The organism is Paraburkholderia lebeckiae, assembly GCF_014201005.1.
Lineage (GTDB): Bacteria > Pseudomonadota > Gammaproteobacteria > Burkholderiales > Burkholderiaceae > Paraburkholderia > Paraburkholderia tuberum.
Genome location: NZ_JACHDK010000006.1, coordinates 265,237 through 284,898, shown reverse-complemented (window position 1 = coordinate 284,898; position 19,662 = coordinate 265,237). Strand labels below are relative to the sequence as shown.

Below are 19,662 nucleotides of genomic sequence, written 5' to 3'. Positions count from 1 at the left end.
CGGAGCGCCGCCCGCCCGGCGGCGTTCCTCGGCACCGCGAATCCACTGCGAACCGGGAGCGAATGTGACTCGCAGATCGTTTTTGACGCTCGCTTGCAGCGTAATGATGTTGTCGGCCTGCGGCTTTCAGTTGCGCGGCCAGCAGGACTTCGCGTTCAAGCGCCTCTATGTGGCGGGCGGCTCGCCCGCGGCCATGGCGCGCTTCACGCGCATGGTACAGGGCGGCAGCGACACCGTGGTGGTCAGCTCGCCCGCCAATGCCGATGCGCTGCTGCAGATCACGCAGAACCGCAACGTCAGCACGCTGACGCTGAATTCGCTGGGCGTCGTCGCCGAGTATCAGCTTAATCTGCAGATGACCTACACGCTGACCGGCAAGGACGGCACCGTGTTGATTCCGGGCAGCGTGATCGCGCTGAACCGCGCGATGACCTATAGCGACCAGTTCTCGCAGGCGAAGGCCGCCGAGTCCGACATCCTGTTCGCCGACATGGAAAACGACGCGGTCGATCAGCTGATCCGCCGTCTCGGCGTGGTGCGCTCGCTGCATCCGACGCCGGCCGAGGCCGTGCCGGCCATCGCGCCGCGCGCACCGCTGCCGCCGCCGCCGCTGTGAGCATCGCGCCGTTCGTGATTCGTCGAATCTCATCCATCCCGTCAACCGCCAGCCATGCAACTGCGACCTGACGCGCTCGAAGCGCATCTCGCCCGCGGCCTCGCCGGACTGTACGTCGTATACGGCGACGAGCATCTGCTCGCGCAGGAAGCGTGCGATCGCATCCGCGCGGCGGCGCGCGCGGCCGGTTTCACCGACCGCTCGGTGTTCACGGTCGAGCGCGGTTTCGACTGGAGCTCGCTGCTCGGCGCGAGCCAGTCGATGTCGCTGTTCGGCGACCGTCAGCTGGTCGAGTTGCGCATTCCGTCGGGCAAACCCGGTAAGGAAGGCGCCGATGCGCTGAAGGCGCTCGCATCCGCCGTCAACGACGACGTGCTGACGATGATTACGCTGCCGCGCCTCGATGCGGCCACGCAAAAGTCGGCATGGTTCACCGCGCTCGCCGACGCCGGCGTCGCGCTGAAGATCGATCCGGTCGAGCGCGCGCAGCTGCCGAACTGGGTCGGGCAGCGGCTCGCGGCCCAGGGTCAGCGCGTCGCAGCCGGCGAGGAGGGGCGGCGTGCGCTCGCGTTCATCGCCGAGCGCGTCGAGGGCAATCTGCTCGCCGCGCATCAGGAAATCCAGAAGCTCGGGCTGCTGTATCCGAACGGCTCGCTGAGCTTCGATCAGGTTCAGGACGCGGTGCTCAACGTCGCGCGCTACGACGTGTTCAAGCTCAACGAGGCGATGCTCGTGGGCGACGTCGGCCGTCTCGCGCGCATGCTCGACGGGCTGCGCGGTGAAGGCGAGGCCGCGGTGCTCGTGCTGTGGGCGGTCGTCGAAGAAGTGCGCACGCTGCTGCGGATCAAGCGCGGCGTCGCGGCCGGCAAGCCGCTCGCGATGCTCACGCGCGAGAACCGCGTGTGGGGTCCGCGCGAACGGCTGATCGGACCTGCGCTGTCGCGCGTCAGCGAAGCGGCGCTCGAGAAGGCGCTCGCGCTGGCGGCGCGGCTCGACCGGCAGGTGAAGGGGCTGTCGGGCGGCACGCCGGGCAATCATCGCAACGATCCGCCGCCCGATCCGTGGGACGGACTGTTCGAACTCGCGATGACGGTGGCGGCGCCAAAACCGTCGGCAGCGTCGCCAGTGCCGCCGCCGCTACCTCGGGTGCCAACGGCGGCGCCAGCGCGGCGGCCAATCTAAGCAGCTGGGCGCGGGCGAGTTCGGCAGCGATCGATTTTCGCGCGTGAGTGCCGAAACATCGGCTGAGGCCAGCAGTCGCGTAGCAACCGTCAGTCGCCTCATGCAGACCATCGCGTTTCGCGCGCCACCCGCTCGCCGCAATGCACCGGCAAACCTGCGACAGCACAGCGCACCCGCCGCCCGCGCGCGAGCAAAGCCCCGGTACCCGACTTACAATCGTTTGATCTTTCGCTAATCCTGCCCGACCACCGCATGCCAACGTGCGGGGCATCACGAGAATGACCATGGATATCGACCAGTACATGACCGACCTCGGCCAACGCGCCCGTCAGGCTTCGCGCGCGATGGCGCGTGCGTCGACCGCAGCGAAGAATGCGGCGCTTGCGGCCGTTGCCGAGGCGATCGAGCGCGATGCCGATCTGCTGAAGGCCGCCAACGCGCGCGACCTCGAACGCGCCCGCGGCAAGGGCCACGATGCCGCGTTCATCGACCGGTTGACGCTGTCCGACAAGGCGCTGAAAACGATGGTCGAAGGCCTGCGCCAGGTCGCGGCGCTGGCCGACCCGATCGGCGAGATCAGCAATCTGAAGTACCGGCCGAGCGGCATCCAGGTCGGCCAGATGCGTGTGCCGCTCGGGGTGATCGGCATCATCTACGAATCGCGCCCGAACGTGACGATCGACGCGGCGGCGCTGTGCCTGAAGTCCGGCAACGCGACCATTTTGCGCGGCGGCTCCGAAGCGCTCGAATGCAATACCGCGCTCGCGAAGCTGATCGGCGAGGGTCTCGAAGCGGCCGGTCTGCCGCAGGACGCGGTGCAGGTGGTCGCGACGTCGGACCGCGCGGCGGTCGGCAAGCTGATCACGATGACCGAGTACGTCGACGTGATCGTGCCGCGCGGCGGCAAGAGTCTGATCGAGCGTCTGATGAACGAAGCGCGCGTGCCGATGATCAAGCACCTCGACGGTATCTGCCACGTCTATGTCGACGATCGCGCGGACCTGGCGAAGGCGCTCAACGTCTGCGACAACGCGAAAACGCACCGCTACGGCACCTGCAACACGATGGAAACGCTGCTGGTCGCGCGCGGCATTGCGGCCGAAGTGCTGCCGCCGCTGGGCAAGCTGTATCGCGGCAAGGACGTCGAGTTGCGCGTCGATGCGGCGGCGCGCGCGGTGCTGGCCGATGCGGGCGTCGGTCCGCTCCTCGACGCGACCGAGGAAGACTGGCGCACCGAATATCTCGCGCCGGTGCTCGCGATCAAGGTAGTCGACGGCATCGACGCGGCGATCGAGCACATCAACACGTACAGCTCGCGGCACACCGACGCGATCGTCACCGAAGACCACGACCGCGCGATGCGCTTCCTGCGCGAAGTCGATTCGGCGAGCGTGATGGTCAACGCGTCGACGCGTTTCGCGGACGGCTTCGAGTTCGGCCTCGGCGCCGAGATCGGCATTTCGAACGACAAGCTGCACGCGCGCGGCCCGGTCGGACTCGAAGGGCTGACGTCGCTGAAATACGTCGTGCTCGGTCACGGCGAAGGCCGTCAATAAGCACGAATCGAAGCGCCACAACCACCGGCGCCACAACAACAAGGACCACAAGGACCCCGCTGATGCTTTGGGTAAAGACGTTTCACATCGTATTGATTGCCTCCTGGTTTGCCGGCCTGTTCTATCTGCCGCGCATCTTCGTCAATCTGGCGATGGAAACGGAACCCGCCGCGACGGCCCGTCTTCTCCTGATGGCGCGCAAGCTGTTCCGCTTCATGAGCTTCATCGCCGTGCCCGCGATCGCGTGCGGCCTGTGGTTGTGGCTCGTGATCGGCATCGGCAGCGGGCAGGGCTGGATTCACGCGAAGGTCGGCGTGGTCGTGCTGCTGGTCATCTATCACGCGTATTGCGGCGTGCTGTTGCGCAGGTTCGAGCGCGGCGAGAATCGCCGCTCGGACAAGTGGTATCGGATGTTCAACGAGCTGCCGGTGCTCGGTATGCTCGCGGCGGTCGCGCTGGTGGTGATCAAGCCGTTCTGAGCGGCTGACGGCGTTAAGCAGGGCGCTGGAATAGACCAAAAAGGGCGGTATGCCGGTTGAATGGCACACCGCCCTTTTGCGTTATCCCGTCGTTCCGCGTTCCATCGCAGCGGTTCACCCCTGCGAATCCACCCGCCGCCGGTGGATCACTTCCTTCGTCTGCGCGAGCTTCTCCACCAGTTCGGGCCCGCGGCTCAGCGCGACGCCGACCGCCAGAATGTCGCCGATCGCCAGATGTGACACGCGCGAGGTCATCGGAGAGAAGATGTCGGTGTCTTCGTCGACGTTCGCAAAGAGGCCCACGGTTGCGAGCCGCGCGAGCGGCGAGTTGCCGTGCGTGATCGCGATCACCTTCGCGCCAGCGTTCAGCGCGGCCTTCGCGGCATCGATAATGTCGCGCGTGCGGCCCGTATTGGAAATCGCGACGACCACGTCCCCAGGTCCGAGCAGCGCGGCCGACATCAGAAACGTGTGCGGGTCCGAATACGCGACGCTCGGCATGCCGAGCCGAAAGAACTTGTGCTGCACATCGAGCGCGGCGATGCCTGAGCCGCCCGCCCCGTAGAACTCGATGCGCTTCGCTTGCGCGAGCATGTCGATCGCCGCCGCGACGCTATCCGACGACAGATTGTTGCGCACCTGGATCAGCGCGCCAATCGTCCGGTCGAGCACCTTCGCGGCGACGCCCGGCGTCGGTTCGTCGGGCCGCACGTCGCGATAGACGGCGGGCACTTCGCTGGCGATGCCCTGCGCGAGGCGGATCTTGAATTCGCGAAAGCCGGAAAAACCGAGCGCGTGACAGAAGCGCGCGATGGTCGGCTGACTCACGCCCGCGCGCGCGGCGACCTCGGTCATCGACAGATCGAGCACCTCGCGCGGCGCCTCGATCACGTAATCGGCCAGCTTGCGCTCGGACGGGCGCAACTGGTCGCGCATCTCTTCCACTTGGGACAGCATCATCGGAAAACTCGCACTATGCTGAAGAACGTGTGGACTATATACGATTGGTCGTTGGCGCACAAAACTAGGTACAAAAACTACATATCAGCGAATAAGTGTATTCCCTGGGTTTCTGCTGTAAAGCGCTGAAGCACCGCCAATAGGTCGATCTGGCGCTCCACGCCATGCGGCGCCGCAACAGAGTTCGTCATTGCGATCATGTAGTTTTTCTACTAGGATAAGGTCGTTCGTTTTTACAACCCCGCGATACCGCCTGGCGTCATGCGTGCGCCTGCCGCCAGCGACGAAGGAGCTCCGATGGTTTCCCCGCATTCGCAATTGTTGAAGGTCACGCAACGCGTGATCGAGCGCAGCAAGCCCACGCGCGAAGCGTATCTGGCCCGCATCCAGCATGCGCAGGGGCGCTTTCCGGCGCGCGGCGCGTTGTCGTGCGCGAATCTCGCTCACGGTTTCGCCGGCCTGGAGGGCAACGACAAGCTCGTGATCAAGCACATCCGCGAGCCGAATATCGGCATCGTGTCGTCGTACAACGAGATGCTGTCGGCGCACGCGCCGTACAAAAACTACCCGGACATCATCAAGCAGGCCGCGCGCGAAAACGGCGGCGTCGCGCAATTCGCGGGCGGCGTGCCGGCGATGTGCGACGGCGTCACGCAGGGCAACGCGGGCATGGAGCTGTCGCTGTTCTCGCGCGAAGTGATCGCGATGAGCACGGCCGTCGCGCTCACCCACAACATGTTCGACGCGGCGCTGTGCCTCGGCATCTGCGACAAGATCGTGCCGGGCCTGCTGATCGGCGCGTTGCAATTCGGCCATCTGCCGACCATCTTCGTGCCGGCCGGCCCGATGACGAGCGGCCTGTCGAACGACGACAAAGCCAAGACGCGTCAGCAGTTCGCGACCGGCCAGTGCGGCCGCGACGCGCTGCTCGAAGCGGAAGCGGCCGCCTATCACAGCCACGGCACCTGCACGTTCTACGGCACCGCGAACAGTAACCAGATGCTGATGGAAGTGATGGGCCTGCATCTGCCGGGCTCGGCCTTCGTGCATCCGCACACGCCGCTGCGCGACGCGCTGACCGCGCAGGCCGCACGCCGCGTGCTCGATCTGACGGTCGAGCGCGGCCACTACATGCCGATCGGCCATGTGGTCGACGAGAAGGCGATCGTCAACGGCATCGTCGCGCTGCTGGCGACCGGCGGCTCGACCAATCACACGCTGCACCTCGTCGCAATCGCGCGCGCGGCCGGCATCGTCATCGACTGGGACGACTTCGACACGCTGTCGCAGGCGGTACCGCTGCTTGCGAAGATCTATCCGAACGGCAAGGCCGACGTGAACCACTTCCAAGCGGCGGGCGGCGTCGCGTTCCTCGTGCGCAATCTGCTCGAAGGCGGTCTGCTGCATGAAGACGTGAACACGGTCGCGGGCAAGGGCCTGAAGCGCTACACCGAGGAGCCGAAGCTGCTCGACGGCAAGCTGCAATGGGTGGCAGGTGTCGAGGCGAGCGCGGACACAGCGGTGCTGCGCGGCATCAAGGAGCCGTTCCAGCCGGACGGCGGCCTGCGTCTGATGCAGGGCAAGCTCGGCCGCGGCGTAATCAAGATTTCGGCGGTCGCGGCTCAGCATCGCAAGGTGAAGGCGCCGGCAATCGTGTTCGATTCGCAGGAAGCGGTGCAGGAAGCGTTCGACAAGGGCGAGCTCAAGCGCGACTTCATCGCGGTGGTGCGCTTCCAGGGCGCGCGGGCAAACGGCATGCCCGAGTTGCATCGTTTGACGCCGCTGCTCGGTGTGCTGCAGGATCAGGGTTTCCATGTCGCGCTGGTGACCGATGGCCGTATGTCGGGCGCGTCGGGCAAGGTGCCGGCGGTCATTCATCTGTCGCCGGAAGCGTTGCTGCAAGGCCCGATCGGCAAAGTGCGCACGGGCGACATGCTGGTGATCGACGCCGAAGCGGGCGTGCTCGACATCGAGATCGACGCAGCCGAATGGGCCGCGCGTCCGAACGCCGAGCCGCTGCATCAGGCGGACAACGAAGTCGGCTTCGGCCGCGAGCTGTTCGGCGTGTTCCGTGCGGCGGCGGCGCCGGCGGAGCAGGGCGCGTCGGTGTTCGGCAAGCTGGTCGGCGAGGGCGGCACGGTCGACGGCCGGCACGGCCACGGCAGCCATCACAAGCACGGCCACGACGGTGACCATCAACCCAGCGACCATCATCACACGAGCACCGCGCAAGCCGGCGCGGCGCTGCAGAAACAAGGAGTCTGACTATGACGTCGAAAACAGTAAGCGATATCGTGCGCCTCGGCCCGGTGATTCCGGTGCTCGCGTTCGACACGGTCGAACAGGGCGAACACGTGTCGCGCGCGTTGCACGCGGGCGGCGTGAAGGTGCTCGAAATCACGCTGCGCACGCCGGCGGGCCTTGGCGCGATCGAGCGTGCGTGCGAACTCGCCGACGACATCGTGGTCGGTGTCGGCACGATCACGAAGCCCGAGCATTGCGCCCAGGCGAAGAAGGCCGGCGCGCAGTTCGGCGTGTCGCCGGGTCTGACCAAGGACATGCACAAGGCCGCGCAGGATGTGGGTCTGCCGCTGTTGCCCGGCGTGATGACGCCGTCGGACATCATCCTCGCGCTCGAGCTCGGCTACGAGATCGTCAAGTTCTTCCCCGCACAGCAGGCGGGCGGCGTGCCGATGCTGCAGGCGTTCCACGGCCCATTCCCGACGCTGAAGTTCTGCCCGACCGGCGGCATCACGCCGGAAAGCGCGCCGCACTTCCTGTCGCTGCCGAACGTGGTCTGTGTCGGCGGTTCGTGGCTCACGCCAAAGGCCGCGCTCGCCGCGCAGAACTGGGACGAGGTCACGCGCCTCGCGCGCGCCGCGAGCCAGCTGGCGGCACCCGCGCACTAAGCCCCACAACCCAATAGCGCATCGGTCAACTGAACCGGGCCCAGGAGTCTCGTCGATACAGCCGCATCTGGCTGTCGCGCCGAGACTCTTTTTTTACTTGATATGCGTGCTGGATTTGCGCGCGTTTTCGGGAAACAGACAGTAAAATTCAGCGTCCGCGCGGCTAGCCGGATTGTCAGGCATCGCGCAGGTTGCCGTGAGACGAGGTGGCGGCCGCATCCGCACTCTGAAATCAATAAACCAAAGGAGGGGCTTCATGGAATCTGCCCACGGCAGCATGCTGCTGGTCTACGCGTTAATCGCCATCGCGTTGCTGATCTTCATGATCACGCGCTTAAAGGTCTATCCGTTTCTCGTCCTGATCATCGTCTCATTGCTGTTGGGCCTCGTGGCCGGCATGCCGATGCAGACCATCGTCAAATCGTTCGAAACGGGGAACGGCAACACGCTTGGGCACATTGCCATCGTCGTCGGTCTCGGCACGATGCTCGGCAAGATGATGGCCGAATCGGGCGGCGCCGAGCGCATCGCGACCACGCTGATCAACTGGTTCGGTGAGAAACACATTCACTGGGCGATGATGGTGGTCGCGATCATCGTCGGCTTGCCGGTGTTCTTCGAAGTCGGTTTCGTGCTGCTGATTCCGATCGCGTTCAACGTCGCCAAGCGCACCAACAAATCGCTGCTGCTGGTCGGCCTGCCGATGGTCGCGGGTCTGTCCGTCGTGCACGGTCTGATTCCGCCGCACCCGGCCGCGCTGCTCGCCGTGCAGGCGTATCACGCGGACATCGGCAAGACGATCGCCTACGGTCTGATCGTCGGCGTGCCGTGCGCGATCGTCGCCGGTCCGCTGTTCGCGTTGCTGGTGAGCCGCCATATCCAGTTGCCGAAGGAAAATCCGCTTGCCGCGCAATTTCTGAGCAGCGACGTGAAGGACGCCAACGGCGTGCAAAGTGGTAACGCCGCGAAGGCCGCTGCACCGAAGCGCGAACTGCCGGGCTTCGGCATCACGCTGGCCACGATTCTGTTGCCGGTGGTCCTGATGCTGGTCGGCAGCTGGGCCGACCTGGTCTTCGAACCGAAGACGCTGCCGAACGATCTGCTGCGCTTTTTCGGCAACACCGACGTCGCGCTACTGACGGCCGTGCTGGTCAGCTTCTGGACCTTCGGCGCGAGCCGGGGCTTTAACCGCGAGCAGATCCAGAAGTTCTGCGGAGAATGTCTGGCGCCGATCGCGGGTATTACACTGATCGTCGGTGCGGGCGGCGGTTTTGGCCGCGTATTGATGGATAGCGGCATTTCGAAGGAAATCACCAACGTGGCGACCGCGGTGCATCTGTCGCCGCTGCTGTTCGGCTGGCTTGTCGCGGCGATGATCCGTCTCGCGACCGGCTCGGCCACCGTCGCGATGACGACCGCCTGCGGCATCGTCGCCCCGATCGCGGCGGCGGGCGCGGTGCAGGTGAAGCCGGAACTGATGGTGCTCGCGACCGGCTCGGGCTCGCTGATCTTCTCGCACGTGAACGACGGCGGCTTCTGGCTGATCAAGGAATATTTCGGCATGACGGTGGTGCAGACCTTCAAGACGTGGTCGCTCCTCGAAACCATCATTTCGGTGATGGGGCTGGGCCTGACCTTCGCACTCGCGGCGGTCCTGTAAGGAGTTTCAAATGATTCTGATCGCAATGGGCGTGTCGGGCGCCGGCAAGACGAGGATTGGCGAAATGCTGGCCGAGCGCCTGCATTGCGCGTTCACCGACGGCGACGCGTTCCATAGCGCGGCGAACAAGGAGAAGATGCACCACGGCATCCCGCTCACCGACGAAGACCGCTGGCCGTGGCTGAAGACGATCCGCGCGGCGATCGAGGAAAAGCAGAAAGCGGGCGAGACGGCGGTGTTCACGTGTTCGTCGCTGAAGCGCTCGTATCGCGACATTCTGCGTGCCGGCGACAAGGACGTGTGCTTCGTCTACCTGAAGGGTTCGCGCGAGGTGCTCGCGGAGCGTCTCGGGCATCGCACCGGGCATTTCTTCGATCCGTCGCTGCTGGAAAGCCAGCTCGATACGCTCGAGGAGCCCGGTGACGATGAAGCGATCACGGTCAGCATCGATCTGACGCCGGAACAGATCGTCGACGAGGTGCTCAAGCAGGTCGAAGCGCGCTGAGTCTTTGATTGCTTCGCGTTCCAGCTTCGAACGCGGGACGAAAAAAAAGCCGCTCCTCGGAGCGGCTTTTTTATGCATTGAAGAAGCTGGGCCAGCAGATCAGCCGATCCGCTTCGCCAGTTCGACGGCCCGGCCGATGTACGAGCCGGGCGTCATCGCGAGCAGGCGGTCCTTCGCGTCCTGCGGAATCGCCAGGCCGCCAATGAAGCTCCGCAGTGCCTCGCGCGTGATGCCCTTGCCGCGCGTGAGTTCCTTCAGCTGCTCGTACGGATTCTCGATGCCGTAACGGCGCATCACGGTCTGCACCGGCTCGGCCAGCACTTCCCAGCAGTTGTCGAGGTCTTCGTTCAGACGTTGCGCGTTCACTTCGAGCTTGTCGAGGCCGCGGATCAGCGAGTCGTACGCGAGCAGCGAGTAGCCGAACGCGACGCCGATGTTGCGCAGCACCGTCGAGTCGGTCAGGTCGCGCTGCCAGCGCGACACCGGCAGCTTGTCGGCGAGGTGGCGCAACGTCGCGTTCGCGAGGCCGAGGTTGCCTTCCGAGTTTTCGAAGTCGATCGGGTTGACCTTGTGCGGCATCGTCGACGAACCGATTTCGCCGGCCTTCGTGCGCTGCTTGAAGTAGCCGAGCGAGATGTAGCCCCACACGTCGCGGTCCAGATCCAGCAGGATCGTGTTCGCGCGCGTGATCGCGTCGAACAGCTCGGCCATGTAGTCGTGCGGCTCGATCTGGATCGTGTACGGATTGAACGTGAGCTTCAGACGGTTCTCGACGACATCCTTCGAGAATGCTTCCCAGTCGAACTCCGGATACGCGGACAGGTGCGCGTTGAAGTTGCCGACCGCGCCGTTCATCTTGCCGAGCAGTTCGACCTTCGCGATACGTTCGATCGCACGCGCGAGCCGCGCGGCGACGTTGGCGATTTCCTTGCCGAGCGTGGTCGGGCTGGCCGGCTGGCCGTGCGTGCGCGACAGCATCGGCTGGGCGGCATGCGCGTGCGCGAGCGCAACGAGGCGTTGATGCACCGAGCGCAGCGCCGGCAGGATCACGTGTTCGCGCGCGCCGGCGAGCATCAGGCCGTGCGACGTGTTGTTGATGTCTTCCGACGTGCACGCGAAGTGGATGAACTCGCTCGCGCGCTCCAGTTCTTCATGGCCCTTCACCGATTCCTTCAGCCAGTATTCGACGGCCTTCACGTCGTGGTTCGTCACGCGCTCGATTTCCTTGATGCGCGCGGCGTCGTGCGCGGTGAAGCGCTCGGCCAGTTGCAGCAGGAATTGCTCGGACGCCTCGGAGAAGCGCGGCACTTCGGCGAAGCCGGCGCGCGACAGCGCGATCAGCCAGTGGATTTCGACCGTCACGCGATTGCGCATGAAGGCGGCTTCCGAGAGCCAGTCGCGCAGGGCTTCGGTTTTGGCGGCATAGCGGCCGTCGAGCGGGGAAAGCGCGTTCAGCGCGAACAGGGTGTCGGGGCGGGTGTCGGACATGATGAGGACCGGGTTGAAGCGGTTGAGCGCTCAGCGAGCGGGTCGGGAACGGAGGGAACCGTGGATTTTACCACCGTGATGCGATCGGCCCGCCCGGATGCGTCGGTCGCAATCCGCGCCGCTAGAATGCAGACTTCTTCCCTCTCGACGGCAAGCGCAATCGCATGGAACTGAAATGGCTCGAAGACTTCATTTCGCTCGCGGAAACGCGTAGCTTCAGCCGCTCGGCCGAGTTGCGCCACGTCACGCAGCCGGCTTTCTCGCGCCGCATCCAGGCGCTCGAAGCGTGGCTCGGCACGGAACTGATCGACCGTTCTGTTTATCCGACGCGGCTCACGGCGGCCGGTCAGGTGTTCAACGAGCAGGCGCTCGCGATGCTGTCGCAATTCCACGAGGCGCGCGCGCTGCTGCGCGGCCACACGGCGACGCCCCAGGCGACGATCGAATTCGCGGTCCCCCACACGCTGTCGCTCACTTACTTTCCGCGCTGGCTGCAGCGCATCGAGGCGCAGATGGGCCCGATCCACACGCGGCTGCGCGCGCTGAACGTGCACGACGCGGCGCTGTCGCTGGTGGAAGGCGGCTGCGATCTGATGATGGGCTACCACCATCCGAGCCATCCGGTCGCGCTCGATCCGGCACGCTACGACATGCTGACGCTCGGCCACGAGCCGATCAGCCCGTTCTCGGCGCCGGCCCGCACGGGGCGGCCGCGTCACACGCTGCCGGGCTCGGCCGATGCGCCCGCGCCGTATCTGTCGTACACGCCGAACGCGTACCTCGGGCGCATGACCGAGGTGATTCTCGCGAACGCGCCGGAGCGCCTGTACCTTGACCGGCTCTACGAAACCGACATGGCCGAGGGGCTCAAGGCGATGGCGCTCGCCGGTCACGGCATCGCGTTTCTGCCGCATAGCGCGGTCGAAGATGCGGTGGCCGAAGGCCGGCTGATCCGCCTCGATCGCGCGACGCGCGGCACGCCCGAAGGGCAGCTGACGCTCAGCATGGAGATTCGCCTATATCGCGACAAGCTCGCCGCGAAAAGCGACGACGCGCGGCAGATCCTCGTGCGGCAGTTGTGGGACGTGGTGTCGGAGGAACTCCGGCAGAGCGCCGCCTGAGCCGCGGCATAAAACTCAAACTCGAACCTGCGTCGCGACGACGCGAATTTGCGGCTTTGCGAACGTTATGCAAGAAAAACATAACGGGATAAGGAAACGGCATTGGATTTCGATACGGCGTTTTTCCACAATGCCCGTACTCGATCAAACGCCGGAGCGTTCATGTCATCCCAACAACAAGCCGCAGAATCGGTACAAGCCGCCGCAACGTTGCAGTCCGTTCCGTCCTACCTCAATCGCGAAGACCTCGGCCCCTGGGGCAACTATCTGCGCCAGGTCGACCGCGTCGCGCCGTATCTCGGTTCGCTGTCCCGCTGGCTCGAAACCCTGAAGCGCCCGAAGCGCATTCTCGTCGTCGACGTGCCCATCGAACTCGACAACGGCACGGTCGCGCACTTCGAGGGTTATCGCGTGCAACACAATGTGTCGCGCGGTCCGGGCAAGGGCGGCGTGCGTTATCACCAGGACGTTACGCTCTCCGAAGTGATGGCGCTGTCCGCATGGATGTCGGTGAAGAATGCGGCGGTGAACGTGCCGTACGGCGGCGCGAAGGGCGGCATCCGCGTCGATCCGCGCACGCTGTCGCGTGGCGAGCTCGAGCGCGTGACGCGCCGTTACACGAGCGAGATCGGCATCATCATCGGACCGAATACCGACATCCCCGCGCCGGACGTGAACACGAACGAGCAGATCATGGCGTGGATGATGGACACGTACTCGATGAATCAGGGCCAGACGGCCACCGGCGTCGTGACTGGCAAGCCGATCACGCTCGGCGGCTCGCTCGGCCGTCGCGAGGCGACCGGCCGCGGCGTATTCGTGGTGGGCTGCGAAGCGGCTCGCCGCATCGGCTTCGACATCGAAGGCGCGCGTATCGCGGTGCAGGGCTTCGGCAACGTCGGCGGCATCGCAGCGCGTCTGTTCCAGGAGGCGGGCGCGAAAGTCGTCGCGGTGCAGGACCACACCGGCTCGGTGTACAAGTCCACCGGCATCGACGCGGTCGCGCTGCTCGACTACGTCGCGAAGACGGGCGGCGTCGGCGGTTTCCCCGAAGCCGACGCGATCACCGGTGATGAGTTCTGGACCGTCGAGTCGGACATCCTGATTCCGGCGGCGCTGGAAAATCAGATCACCGAAAAAAACGCCGGCAAGATCAAGACCAGGATCATCGTCGAGGGCGCGAACGGCCCGACCACCACGGCGGCGGACGACATCCTGCACGATCGCGGCATCCTCGTGATTCCGGACGTGGTCGCGAATGCCGGCGGTGTGACAGTGTCATATTTCGAATGGGTGCAGGACTTCTCGAGCTTCTTCTGGACCGAGGACGAGATCAACGAGCGCCTCGAGCGCGTGATGCGCGAAGCGTTCGCGGCGGTTTGGCAGGTGTCGAGCGAGCAGAACGTGTCGGTGCGCACGGCGGCGTTCATCGTCGCGTGCAAGCGGATTTTGCAAGCGCGCGAGATGCGCGGCTTGTATCCCTGATGGACCGTGTCCTATCTTGTTTGAAACGGCGGTGAGGCGGCCCGGTATCCGGGCTGGGAGGCGAAACCGCCGAAACTTTGTGCATCAACGCGGTCCACAAGACGGCGTGTTCGACCGGCGGGCGGCATCGTATCGATGCCGCCCGCCTTCTCATATGCGCGAAACGGCCGTGCGGCGGCGCTGCGGGCCCATCGCGGCGTGCGCGCAACAGAATGGTTAATAGCGATACTTTCAGAAAAATTACTTTGTTACACTGGCGCCGGTTCTTGCCAAGGAGATCAAGATGAAGATTAAAAAAGCCGCGCTGCTGCTCGCGACTCTCGGACTGTTTACGGTTGGCGTGCATGCGCAAGACTCGGGCACGCTGAAAAAGATCAAGGATACGGGCGTCATTTCGCTGGGCCATCGCGAATCGTCGATCCCGTTCTCCTATTACGACGACAAGCAGAACGTGATCGGCTACTCGCAGGATTACGCGATGAAGATCGTCGAGGCCGTCAAGCAGAAGCTGAACATGCCGAACCTGAAGGTGAAGCTCGTGCCGGTCACGTCGCAGAACCGCATTCCGCTCGTGCAGAACGGCACGGTCGACATCGAGTGCGGCTCCACCACGAATAACCTCGAGCGTCAGCAACAGGCCGCCTTCACGAACACTATCTTCGTGATCGGCACGCGCCTGATGACCAAGAAAGATTCCGGCATCAAGGACTTCCCGGACCTGAAGGGCAAGACGGTCGTGACGACCGCCGGCACCACGTCCGAGCGCCTGCTTCGCAAGATGAACCAGGAGAAGAACATGGGCATGAACATCATCAGCGCGAAGGATCACGGCGAGTCGTTCCTGACGCTGTCGACGGGTCGCGCCGCCGCGTTCATGATGGACGATGCGCTGCTCGCCGGCGAGCGCGCGAAGTCGAACAACCCGGGCGATTTCGTGATCGTCGGCACGCCGCAATCGCGGGAGGCGTACGGCTGCATGCTGCGCAAGAACGACCCCGACTTCAAGAAGGTCGCCGACGACGCCATCGCGAAGGTGCAAACGTCGGGCGAAGGCGAACAGATCTATAAGCGCTGGTTCGAATCGCCGATCCCGCCGAAGGGCCTGAACCTGAACTTCCCGATGAGCGACGATATGCGTGCGCTGTTCAAGAACCCGAACGACAAGGCAATCGACTAAACCCTAGCTGCTTTTTCGACACTTTCGAAACGCTGAACGGAACGGAAGGGGCCACGCGCTTCTTCCGTTTCTTTTTGCCGGAGTCTTGGTCATGTCATATCACTGGAACTGGGGCATTCTGCTGAGTCCCGTCTCCACGGGCGAGCCGACCACCTATCTGGGCTGGTTGTTCTCGGGGCTGCGGGTGACGGTCACCGTGTCGCTGTCGGCATGGGTGATCGCGCTAATCGTCGGCTCGCTCTTCGGTGTGCTGCGCACGGTGCCCAACAAATGGGCGTCGGGCGTCGGCACCGTCTACGTCGCGATTTTCCGTAACATTCCGCTGATCGTGCAGTTCTTCATCTGGTATCTGGTGATACCGGAGCTGCTGCCCGTGTCGATCGGCAACTGGTTCAAGCAATTGCCGCCGGGCGCGCAGTTCTTCTCGTCGTCGATCGTGTGTCTCGGGCTCTTCACCGCCGCGCGTGTGTGCGAGCAGGTGCGCTCGGGCATCAACGCGTTGCCGCGCGGCCAGCGCGCGGCCGGTCTTGCGGTGGGCTTCACGCAATGGCAGACGTATCGCTACGTGCTGCTGCCGGTCGCGTACCGGATCATCGTGCCGCCGCTCACCTCCGAGTTTCTGAACATCTTCAAGAACTCCGCGGTCGCCTCGACGATCGGTCTGCTCGATCTGTCCGCGCAGGCGCGCCAGCTCGTCGACTACACGTCGCAAACTTACGAGTCGTTCATCGCGGTCACGGTCGCATACATGCTGATCAATCTGATCGTGATGCAACTGATGCGCTGGGTCGAAGTGAAGGCCCGGCTGCCCGGCTATATCGGAGGAAAGTGATGCATCATTTCGACTGGAGCGGTATTCCGGGCGCGCTGCCTACGCTATGGACCGGCGCGATCATCACTTTCAAGATCACGCTGATCGCGATCGTATTCGGCATTATCTGGGGCACCATTCTCGCGATGTTCCGACTGTCGCCGATCAAGCCGCTCGGATGGTTCGCGCAGGCTTACGTGACGCTCTTCCGTTCGATCCCGCTCGTGATGGTGCTGCTGTGGTTCTTCCTGATCGTGCCGCAGGTGCTGCAAAGCGTGCTCGGTCTGTCGGCCGACATCGACATCCGGCTCGCCTCGGCGATGGTCGCGTTCTCGCTGTTCGAGGCCGCGTATTATTCGGAGATCATCCGCGCCGGCATTCAGGCGGTGCCGCGCGGCCAGGTCAACGCGTCGTTCGCGCTCGGCATGACCTATGGGCAGGCGATGCGCCTGATCGTGCTGCCGCAGGCGTTCCGCGCGATGGTGCCGCTGCTGCTCACGCAGGGTATCGTGCTGTTTCAGGACACGTCGCTCGTCTACGTGATCAGCCTCGCCGACTTCTTCCGCACGGCTACGAATATTGGCGATCGTGACGGCACGAACGTCGAGATGGTACTGTTCGCGGGCGCGTGTTATTTCGTGATCTGCGTGATCGCGTCGAGCCTCGTCAAAGGTCTTCAGAAAAAGGTCGCAAGATGATCTCTATCAAGAATGTTTCGAAGTGGTACGGTCATTTCCAGGTGCTGACCGACTGCACGACGGAAGTCAAAAAGGGCGAAGTGGTCGTGGTGTGCGGGCCGTCCGGTTCGGGCAAGTCCACGCTGATCAAGACCGTCAACGGACTCGAGCCGTTCCAGAAGGGTGAGATCGTCATCAACGGCCAGTCACTGACCGACAAGAAAACCAATCTCTCGAAGCTGCGCTCGAAGGTCGGCATGGTGTTCCAGCACTTCGAGCTGTTTCCGCATTTGTCGATCGTGCAGAACCTGACGCTCGCGCAGGTCAAGGTGCTGGGCCGCTCGAACGACGAGGCGACCGCGAAGGGCCTGAAGCTGCTCGATCGAGTGGGGCTGCGCGAGCATGCGGACAAGTATCCGGGGCAGTTGTCCGGTGGTCAGCAGCAGCGCGTGGCGATTGCGCGTGCGCTCTCCATGGACCCGATCGCGATGCTGTTCGACGAACCGACCTCGGCGCTCGACCCGGAGATGATCAACGAAGTGCTCGACGTGATGGTCGAGCTCGCGCAGGAAGGCATGACCATGATGTGCGTGACGCACGAAATGGGCTTCGCGAAGAAGGTCGCGCATCGCGTGATCTTCATGGACAAGGGTTTGATCGTCGAAGACGACCGCAAGGAAGACTTCTTCGCGAATCCGAAGTCGGATCGCGCGAAGGATTTTCTCGCGAAGATTCTGCACTGAGGGTGGGCGCGCAGGCCTCGTTTCGGGGTTCGCGACGAAAAAAAAGGCCGCTCCGAGGAGCGGCTTTTTGTTGCGCAGGCGTAGGGTGACGCTGCGGCTTACGACTCGAACGCTGCCGTGTCATCGGCGGCTTCGAGATCGGTTTCGCTGTCGGATGAAAGCGTGGTTCCGCTCGTGCCCGCCGCGTGCGCGCCGTTCGACGCCGCGATCGTCGTGGCCGACGCCGATGCGTCGAGCGCCGGATTGCGCAGCTTTTCGAGCACCGACTGCGGCACCGGAATATTGGCGTGGCCGATCACGTCGCCATGCTGGAACATCAGCAGATCGCCGGGCTTGAACGCGGTCCACACTTCGTTGTCGGTCAGCGGCTTGGTCGCGATCACCGCGACGCGGTCTTCGGGCGTCGTGTATTTGGCGAAATCGATCGACACGTCCGCGTCGACCAGATGCGCGGTCGAAAACGGCCAGCGACGCACGAGGTAATGCAGATGCGTCGAGCAATGCGCGAACAGGGCCTGGCCGTTAGACATCAGGAAATTGAACACGCCGTACTGCGTGATTTCACGCGTGAGCGTCTCGAGCGCGGCGAACAGCTCGTGAAGCGGCGGCTGCTGCGCGCCCGGAAAAGCCTTACGCAAACCTTCCAGCAGTGCGCAGAACGAGAGTTCGCTGTCGGTCGTGCCGACCGGCTGATACACGCCGTTCAGTTCCGGCGCGTAAGCCTGCAGGTCGCCGTTATGCGCGAAGATCCAGTGACGCCCCCACAGTTCGCGCATGAACGGGTGGCAGTTTTCGAGCAGGATGTGCCCTTGCGTCGCCTTGCGGATGTGCGCGATCGTGTTTTTCGATTTGATCGGGTAGCGCTTGACCATCTCGGCGATCGGCGACGTGGCCGACGATTGATGATCGATGAACAAGCGGCAGGCCTTGTCTTCAAAGAAAGCGATGCCCCAGCCGTCGGCGTGGTGATCGGTGACGCCGCCACGCGCCGCAAAGCCGGTAAAGGAAAACGTGACGTCCGTCGGCGCGGCGCAGTTCATTCCGAGAAGTTGGCACATGTTGCAGGCGAGCCTGTGAACGGAGTGAGCCGTTACAATGATGATTTTCCAAGCATATCACCGAGCCGGAGACGCCAAATAGCAAAATTGACATGTGTTTGGGCCGCTACAACGCGGTTTGACCGGTCGATCAGCGATGCGCGCGAAGTCTCGTATTCCTGCCATGACTGCTTCCAACGTTTCCCCCGATTCCGTCACACTGGTCCGCCCGGACGACTGGCATCTGCACGTGCGCGACGGCGCGATGCTCGCGGCCGTGCTGCCTGACACCGCGCACCAGTTCGGTCGCGCGATCATCATGCCGAACCTGAAGCCGCCGGTCACGACGACCGCGATGGCGAAGGCATATCGCGAGCGCATCATCGCCGCGATTCCCGAGGGCGCGAAATTCGAGCCGCTGATGACGCTGTACCTGACCGACAACACGCCGCCCGACGAGATCCGCCGCGCGCGCGAGAGCGGCTTCGTGCACGGCGTGAAGCTGTACCCGGCGGGCGCGACGACGAACTCCGACGCGGGCGTCACCGATCTGATGAAGTGCGCGAAGACGCTGGAAGTGATGCAGGAACTCGGCATGCCGCTGCTCGTGCATGGCGAGGTGACCGATTCGGACATCGATCTGTTCGATCGCGAAAAGGTCTTCATCGATCGCGTGATGATGCCGCTGCGCCGCGCATTTCCGGCGCTGAAGGTCGTGTTCGAGCACATCACGACGAAGGACGCGGCCGACTACGTCCGCGAAGCGGGCGTCGCGCCGGAACTGCTTGGCGCTACGATCACCGCGCACCATCTGCTGTACAACCGCAACGCGATTTTCCAGGGCGGCATCCGTCCGCATTACTACTGCCTGCCGGTGCTCAAACGCGAGACCCATCGCGTAGCGCTGGTCGAGGCGGCGACCTCGGGCGATCCGCGCTTCTTCCTCGGCACCGACAGCGCGCCGCATCCGAAGGGGCTGAAGGAACACGCGTGCGGTTGCGCGGGCTGTTACACCGCGCTGCACGCGCTCGAGCTCTATACCGAAGCATTCGACAAGGCCGGCGCGCTCGACAAGCTCGAAGGCTTCGCGAGCTTTCATGGTCCGGACTTCTACCGTCTGCCGCGCAATACGGAGAAGGTCACGCTGCGTCGCGAGGAATGGACGCTGCCGGCCGAGCTGCCGGCCGGCGATACGCCGGTCGTGCCGCTGCGAGGCGGAGAGTCGATTGGCTGGCGTCTCGTTTGAGGCTGCGGTA

Annotated in this window: 18 protein-coding genes; 15 read left to right on the top strand and 3 right to left on the bottom strand. The window is 64.1% G+C overall.

Annotation, left to right across the window (positions count from 1 at the left end):
- Nucleotides 1-64 precede the first annotated feature (64 nt).
- The 4 genes from HDG39_RS14445 (at nt 65) to HDG39_RS14430 (ending at nt 3,833) form a co-directional block, all read left to right on the top strand.
- Entirely contained in the window at nt 65-616 is a 552-nt protein-coding gene (locus HDG39_RS14445) for an LPS-assembly lipoprotein LptE (protein ID WP_184006532.1), read from the top strand.
- A 54-nt stretch (nt 617-670) separates the two neighbouring features.
- Nucleotides 671-1,798, top strand: a complete 1,128-nt coding sequence (holA, locus tag HDG39_RS14440) for a DNA polymerase III subunit delta (RefSeq protein ID WP_184006531.1) — start codon at nt 671-673, stop codon at nt 1,796-1,798.
- A 284-nt stretch (nt 1,799-2,082) separates the two neighbouring features.
- Nucleotides 2,083-3,354: a glutamate-5-semialdehyde dehydrogenase gene (locus tag HDG39_RS14435; protein WP_184006530.1), complete on the top strand. Its 1,272-nt coding sequence runs from the start codon at nt 2,083-2,085 to the stop codon at nt 3,352-3,354.
- A gap of 62 nt (nt 3,355-3,416) precedes the next feature.
- Nucleotides 3,417-3,833 carry a CopD family protein gene (locus HDG39_RS14430; protein WP_018421800.1) on the top strand — a complete coding sequence of 139 codons (417 nt, stop codon included), beginning with the start codon at nt 3,417-3,419 and terminating at the stop codon, nt 3,831-3,833.
- Nucleotides 3,834-3,947: 114 nt separating this feature from the next.
- On the opposite strand, the gene HDG39_RS14425 is transcribed toward HDG39_RS14430, so the two are convergent.
- A complete protein-coding gene (locus HDG39_RS14425; RefSeq protein WP_018421799.1) occupies nt 3,948-4,793 on the bottom strand; it encodes a MurR/RpiR family transcriptional regulator in 846 nt (281 codons plus the stop codon).
- A gap of 297 nt (nt 4,794-5,090) precedes the next feature.
- Between HDG39_RS14425 and edd the strand changes: the two genes are divergently transcribed.
- The 4 genes from edd (at nt 5,091) to HDG39_RS14405 (ending at nt 9,867) form a co-directional block, all read left to right on the top strand.
- Nucleotides 5,091-7,058: a phosphogluconate dehydratase gene (gene edd, locus HDG39_RS14420; RefSeq protein ID WP_184006529.1), complete on the top strand. Its 1,968-nt coding sequence runs from the start codon at nt 5,091-5,093 to the stop codon at nt 7,056-7,058.
- Nucleotides 7,059-7,060: 2 nt separating this feature from the next.
- Nucleotides 7,061-7,702 carry a bifunctional 4-hydroxy-2-oxoglutarate aldolase/2-dehydro-3-deoxy-phosphogluconate aldolase gene (gene eda, locus HDG39_RS14415; protein ID WP_018421796.1) on the top strand — a complete coding sequence of 214 codons (642 nt, stop codon included), beginning with the start codon at nt 7,061-7,063 and terminating at the stop codon, nt 7,700-7,702.
- 256 nt (nt 7,703-7,958) lie between these two features.
- Complete coding sequence (locus tag HDG39_RS14410; protein ID WP_184006528.1) at nt 7,959-9,362, top strand: GntP family permease; 1,404 nt, start codon at nt 7,959-7,961, stop codon at nt 9,360-9,362.
- A 10-nt stretch (nt 9,363-9,372) separates the two neighbouring features.
- On the top strand, nt 9,373-9,867 hold the full coding sequence (locus HDG39_RS14405; protein WP_184006527.1) for a gluconokinase: 495 nt from the start codon (nt 9,373-9,375) through the stop codon (nt 9,865-9,867).
- A 99-nt stretch (nt 9,868-9,966) separates the two neighbouring features.
- Here HDG39_RS14405 and purB read toward each other — a convergent pair whose 3' ends face one another.
- The gene (gene purB / locus HDG39_RS14400; RefSeq protein ID WP_184006526.1) at nt 9,967-11,355 is read right to left on the bottom strand and encodes an adenylosuccinate lyase; all 1,389 of its coding nucleotides are present in this window, start codon (nt 11,353-11,355) and stop codon (nt 9,967-9,969) included.
- 164 nt (nt 11,356-11,519) lie between these two features.
- Between purB and HDG39_RS14395 the strand changes: the two genes are divergently transcribed.
- The 6 genes from HDG39_RS14395 (at nt 11,520) to HDG39_RS14370 (ending at nt 17,369) form a co-directional block, all read left to right on the top strand.
- Complete coding sequence (locus HDG39_RS14395; protein ID WP_184006525.1) at nt 11,520-12,476, top strand: LysR family transcriptional regulator; 957 nt, start codon at nt 11,520-11,522, stop codon at nt 12,474-12,476.
- 162 nt (nt 12,477-12,638) lie between these two features.
- On the top strand, nt 12,639-13,961 hold the full coding sequence (locus HDG39_RS14390; RefSeq protein WP_184006524.1) for a Glu/Leu/Phe/Val family dehydrogenase: 1,323 nt from the start codon (nt 12,639-12,641) through the stop codon (nt 13,959-13,961).
- A 283-nt stretch (nt 13,962-14,244) separates the two neighbouring features.
- Nucleotides 14,245-15,138: a glutamate/aspartate ABC transporter substrate-binding protein gene (locus HDG39_RS14385; protein WP_018421790.1), complete on the top strand. Its 894-nt coding sequence runs from the start codon at nt 14,245-14,247 to the stop codon at nt 15,136-15,138.
- A 91-nt stretch (nt 15,139-15,229) separates the two neighbouring features.
- Nucleotides 15,230-15,970 carry an amino acid ABC transporter permease gene (locus HDG39_RS14380; RefSeq protein ID WP_018421789.1) on the top strand — a complete coding sequence of 247 codons (741 nt, stop codon included), beginning with the start codon at nt 15,230-15,232 and terminating at the stop codon, nt 15,968-15,970.
- On the top strand, nt 15,970-16,647 hold the full coding sequence (gltK, locus tag HDG39_RS14375; RefSeq protein WP_018421788.1) for a glutamate/aspartate ABC transporter permease GltK: 678 nt from the start codon (nt 15,970-15,972) through the stop codon (nt 16,645-16,647). The genes HDG39_RS14380 and gltK overlap by 1 nt, the downstream gene beginning before the upstream one ends.
- Complete coding sequence (locus tag HDG39_RS14370) at nt 16,644-17,369, top strand: amino acid ABC transporter ATP-binding protein (protein ID WP_018421787.1); 726 nt, start codon at nt 16,644-16,646, stop codon at nt 17,367-17,369. The genes gltK and HDG39_RS14370 overlap by 4 nt, the downstream gene beginning before the upstream one ends.
- Nucleotides 17,370-17,467: 98 nt before the next feature.
- Here the strand turns inward: HDG39_RS14370 and HDG39_RS14365 are convergent, their stop codons facing one another.
- Nucleotides 17,468-18,427 (bottom strand): class II glutamine amidotransferase, encoded by a 960-nt coding sequence (locus HDG39_RS14365; RefSeq protein ID WP_184006523.1) that lies wholly within the window; start codon nt 18,425-18,427, stop codon nt 17,468-17,470.
- A gap of 163 nt (nt 18,428-18,590) precedes the next feature.
- Here HDG39_RS14365 and pyrC point away from each other — a divergent pair, with 163 nt between their 5' ends.
- Entirely contained in the window at nt 18,591-19,652 is a 1,062-nt protein-coding gene (pyrC, locus tag HDG39_RS14360; protein WP_184006522.1) for a dihydroorotase, read from the top strand.
- Nucleotides 19,653-19,662: the final 10 nt, after the last annotated feature.

What these genes read in the sequence shown, in the direction of transcription:
- HDG39_RS14395 (WP_184006525.1), top strand. Translation starts at nt 11,520, where the DNA reads ATGGAACTGAAATGGCTCGAAGACTTCATTTCGCTCGCGGAAACGCGT.
- gltK (WP_018421788.1), top strand. Translation starts at nt 15,970, where the DNA reads ATGCATCATTTCGACTGGAGCGGTATTCCGGGCGCGCTGCCTACGCTA.
- HDG39_RS14410 (WP_184006528.1), top strand. Translation starts at nt 7,959, where the DNA reads ATGGAATCTGCCCACGGCAGCATGCTGCTGGTCTACGCGTTAATCGCC.
- edd (WP_184006529.1), top strand. Translation starts at nt 5,091, where the DNA reads ATGGTTTCCCCGCATTCGCAATTGTTGAAGGTCACGCAACGCGTGATC.
- HDG39_RS14380 (WP_018421789.1), top strand. Translation starts at nt 15,230, where the DNA reads ATGTCATATCACTGGAACTGGGGCATTCTGCTGAGTCCCGTCTCCACG.
- HDG39_RS14405 (WP_184006527.1), top strand. Translation starts at nt 9,373, where the DNA reads ATGATTCTGATCGCAATGGGCGTGTCGGGCGCCGGCAAGACGAGGATT.
- HDG39_RS14425 (WP_018421799.1), bottom strand. Translation starts at nt 4,793, where the DNA reads ATGATGCTGTCCCAAGTGGAAGAGATGCGCGACCAGTTGCGCCCGTCC.
- HDG39_RS14435 (WP_184006530.1), top strand. Translation starts at nt 2,083, where the DNA reads ATGGATATCGACCAGTACATGACCGACCTCGGCCAACGCGCCCGTCAG.
- HDG39_RS14365 (WP_184006523.1), bottom strand. Translation starts at nt 18,427, where the DNA reads ATGTGCCAACTTCTCGGAATGAACTGCGCCGCGCCGACGGACGTCACG.
- pyrC (WP_184006522.1), top strand. Translation starts at nt 18,591, where the DNA reads ATGACTGCTTCCAACGTTTCCCCCGATTCCGTCACACTGGTCCGCCCG.
- HDG39_RS14370 (WP_018421787.1), top strand. Translation starts at nt 16,644, where the DNA reads ATGATCTCTATCAAGAATGTTTCGAAGTGGTACGGTCATTTCCAGGTG.
- HDG39_RS14430 (WP_018421800.1), top strand. Translation starts at nt 3,417, where the DNA reads ATGCTTTGGGTAAAGACGTTTCACATCGTATTGATTGCCTCCTGGTTT.
- HDG39_RS14385 (WP_018421790.1), top strand. Translation starts at nt 14,245, where the DNA reads ATGAAGATTAAAAAAGCCGCGCTGCTGCTCGCGACTCTCGGACTGTTT.
- eda (WP_018421796.1), top strand. Translation starts at nt 7,061, where the DNA reads ATGACGTCGAAAACAGTAAGCGATATCGTGCGCCTCGGCCCGGTGATT.
- HDG39_RS14390 (WP_184006524.1), top strand. Translation starts at nt 12,639, where the DNA reads ATGTCATCCCAACAACAAGCCGCAGAATCGGTACAAGCCGCCGCAACG.
- holA (WP_184006531.1), top strand. Translation starts at nt 671, where the DNA reads ATGCAACTGCGACCTGACGCGCTCGAAGCGCATCTCGCCCGCGGCCTC.
- purB (WP_184006526.1), bottom strand. Translation starts at nt 11,355, where the DNA reads ATGTCCGACACCCGCCCCGACACCCTGTTCGCGCTGAACGCGCTTTCC.